This window comes from Calothrix rhizosoleniae SC01 (assembly GCF_900185595.1).
In the GTDB taxonomy this organism is placed as follows: domain Bacteria; phylum Cyanobacteriota; class Cyanobacteriia; order Cyanobacteriales; family Nostocaceae; genus Calothrix_A; species Calothrix_A rhizosoleniae.
In genome coordinates this window covers 1-3,508 of sequence record NZ_FYBH01000038.1, presented here as the reverse complement: position 1 = coordinate 3,508, position 3,508 = coordinate 1, and the positions used below count along the sequence as shown (strand labels likewise).

General features: G+C 39.8%; 2 protein-coding genes, 1 tRNA gene and 1 pseudogene. 3 read left to right on the top strand and 1 reads right to left on the bottom strand.

Features of this window, described 5'->3' with window-relative positions; genetic code table 11:
• From CALSC_RS02045 to CALSC_RS02035, 3 genes are all read left to right on the top strand, one after another.
• The coding region (locus tag CALSC_RS02045; RefSeq protein WP_235006644.1) for a peroxidase family protein at positions 1 to 884 on the top strand (884 nt) is incomplete at its 5' end.
• Between the two features lie 142 nt (positions 885 to 1,026).
• Positions 1,027 to 1,113 (top strand) — tRNA-Ser (locus CALSC_RS02040).
• 388 nt (positions 1,114 to 1,501) lie between these two features.
• Entirely contained in the window at positions 1,502 to 3,082 is a 1,581-nt protein-coding gene (locus CALSC_RS02035) for a B12-binding domain-containing radical SAM protein (RefSeq protein WP_088239762.1), read from the top strand.
• Positions 3,083 to 3,140: 58 nt separating this feature from the next.
• On the opposite strand, the pseudogene CALSC_RS26200 reads toward CALSC_RS02035, so the two are convergent.
• Positions 3,141 to 3,508 (bottom strand): annotated as a pseudogene (locus tag CALSC_RS26200) (IS701 family transposase); the annotation flags it as partial.

The window sequence follows — 3,508 nt, the reverse complement described above, 5'->3', positions numbered from 1 at the left end:
TCATAAATTACAGTTTTGATATTTTGATGGCTTATCAATTAAGAAGGAAAATCACCAAAGCCCATAAGTCATGGTTTACCAAGGCTTTACTTGTAGTTCTAGGCTTAGTATCAGTCTTTGCCATATCACCCTTTATTACTGCTATTAGAACTGACGCAGCCCCGACTGAATATCGCACCATTGATGGTAGCGACAACAATGTAGCTAATCCCAACTACGGCAAAACTGGCACCCAACTAATCAGGCTTGCAGATCCAGCCTATGAAGACGGCATTTCCAGCCCAGCAGGTAGTAATCGCCCTAATCCCCGTACCATTAGCAATGTGGTTGCCGCCCAAGATGATCCCGAAAATAGACCAAACATAACGGATACTACCAACATGGTGTTTCAGTGGGGACAATTTCTAGATCATGATATTGATCTAACTGAGGGAAAAGATGAATCGTTTCCTATTATCGTTCCTGAGGGTGACGAGTTTTTTGAAAGTGGTTCTGAGATTCCTTTGGAGCGATCAATTTTTGATAAAACTACTGGTATAGATAACCCACGGCAACAAATCAACGAAATTACTGCTTGGATCGATGCCTCCAATGTCTATGGTTCTGATAAAAAGCGAGCAAAGTTTTTGCGCGAAGGAAAATGCGGACGTTTAAAAACTAGCAAAAAGTTCAATTTACTACCTCTCAATACTAAAGGCTTACCCAACTCTCCCAATACTGATCGAGAGTTCGCTATTGCTGGTGACATTCGTGCCTCTGAACAAGTTGGATTATTAGCAATACATACTCTTTTTATGCGGGAGCACAATCGTTTAGCCGATATCATTACTCGTAATACGAAAATTAAAGCTAACGAGGTGGGTGATAGTGCGTTTAAAGTATAAGAAAGACTAACTGAAAACCCTTGAGGTTAAGGTACAAATTCTCACGAGGGACTGACTTCAAGTTAGTCCCTTCTGCTAATCATGTTATAATAAGCAACCAAACGTCAATTATCAATTGATTGTATATCAAAATACATAACCTGGAGAGGTGGCAGAGTGGTTGAATGCGGCGCACTCGAAATGCGTTATACCTTCACCGGTATCGGGGGTTCGAATCCCCCCCTCTCCGTAGATTATATAAATGCGATCGCACAAACAAAGAGCGATCGCATTTTACTTTGCTTTTGCAAGTTTACAGAAACGGGAACCTGAAAGCCAATTCTTGATTCAACATTGAAGTCACTGGCTTCATAAAATCAAAAAATAAAGAACCCTCTTTTATGCTTGGTGGTGAAATTTTTTTTCATCTCTACGAAAAGCCCCATGTAGCGAGTTTACGGGAAAGTCTTTCTTGAGTAGCAAGGGCATCTCATCAATTAATTCCAGCTTTACGCTACAGTTTACTTCAGTCAAACTGACCTACAAAAAAAATTAAAATCTCAGCTCAAACCAATGTAAATGTTTAGAGCTTTGTCTTTCAGACATCGCCAGCAAAATGTGAGGAGAATAAAATTAATATGCGAGCTTTACTGATTTATCCTGTATTTCCCAAAACCTTTTGGTCTTATGAAAAAATTTTGCAATTAGTTGATCGCAAAGTACTATTACCTCCTCTGGGTTTGGTGACAGTCGCAGCAATTCTCCCCCAAGAATGGGAATTTAAATTAGTGGATCGCAATATTCGTCCAGCCACAGAGGCAGAATGGGAATGGGCTGATATCGTCATTATGTCAGCAATGATTGTGCAAAAACAAGATTTGCTCGACCAAATCAAAGAAGCCAAACGCCGGGGTAAATTAGTCGCAATTGGTGGTCCTTATCCCACTTCCACTCCAGACGAACCAAAAGCTGCTGGGGTAGATTTTATGATTCTGGATGAAGGAGAAATCACCCTTCCCATGTTCGTAGAAGCGATCCAAAAAGGTGAAATGTCAGGTACATTCCGCGCCACAGAAAAACCAGATGTCACCACCACACCCATACCCCGCTTTGATTTACTGGAATTTGATGCCTATGACATGATGTCCGTGCAATTCTCTCGCGGTTGTCCTTTTCAGTGTGAATTTTGTGACATCATTATTCTCTACGGACGTAAACCCCGCACCAAGACTCCAGCACAACTTTTAGCTGAATTAGATTACCTCTATAAACTGGGGTGGCGACGAGGTATATTCATGGTAGATGATAACTTTATTGGTAACAAACGCAACGTAAAATTGTTACTCAAAGAGTTAAAAATATGGATGGCAGAACATCAGTATCCATTTCGATTTGATACAGAAGCCTCAATAGATTTAGCATCAGATCCAGAATTGATGGAATTGATGGTTGAATCTGGATTTGCTGCGGTATTCTTGGGTATTGAAACCCCAGATGAAGATAGTTTGCAATTAACAAAGAAATTTCAAAATACCCGTAGCTCTCTCACAGAATCAGTAGAAGCCATTATTAGAGCCGGATTGCGTCCTATGGCAGGCTTTATCATTGGTTTCGATGGTGAAAAAGCTGGAGCAGGCGATCGCATTGTGCGTTTTGCCGAACAAGCTGCTATTCCTTCTACAACTTTTGCTATGTTACAAGCACTACCTAATACAGCCTTGTGGCATCGTTTAATTAAAGAAGGTCGATTACGGGATCACAAGGATGGAAATATCAATCAAACAACCTTGATGAACTTTATTCCCACCCGTCCTCTAGGAGAAATTGCCAGAGAATATATTGAAGCTTTCTGTACTTTATATGACTTAGACGCATATTTGGATCGGACATATCGTTGTTTTTTAATGATGGGTACCCCCAGTTGGAAAGCTCCATTCAAAATGCCAGAGTGGAAAGTTGTTAAAGCCCTAGGAATTATTATTTGGCGACAAGGAATTAAACGCCCAACTCGATGGAAATTCTGGCATCACTTATTTAGTATGATTAAGCGTAATCCAGGGGTTGCGGAGCATTACCTAGCTACCTGTGCCCATATCGAGCATTTCTTTGAATATCGGCAAATAGTCCGCGAGGAAATTGAATCCCAGTTAGCCGAGTATCTCGCTCAAGGGGAAGAAAAACCTTATGTGTTAGAGGAGAAGACAGAGGCAATGGTGTGACAAGTAATAGCCCTCTTCTGTCACTTTCCGAATTCAAGAAATAATAAAATTAGCCGGATTAAGCAGAAGAAAAAAATGGTTGGTATTGATTTATGAAACTAATTAGATGATTAAATCCAAGCAATAACTTAGAATTAGGAAAAACATCTAGCCAAGGAAAAACTAGCCACAACATGAGAATTGGTTGAAGAATCAAGCGTAGATTATTTAAAGTATTCTTCCACCCACTACCATAATCCCACTGCTGGTGTAAAGAAAAATCAACGGAGTTACTTTTTTTCTCTGCTTTACTTGTTCGTTGCTGTTTTATAGATAAAAAAACTGGTGAAATTAAACTGACCATCGTATAAACAGAAAAGATAATCTCCCACCATTTTTGAATATCTTTAAAGTTGGTAAATCTATAATCAGTCCATCCTAATTCTT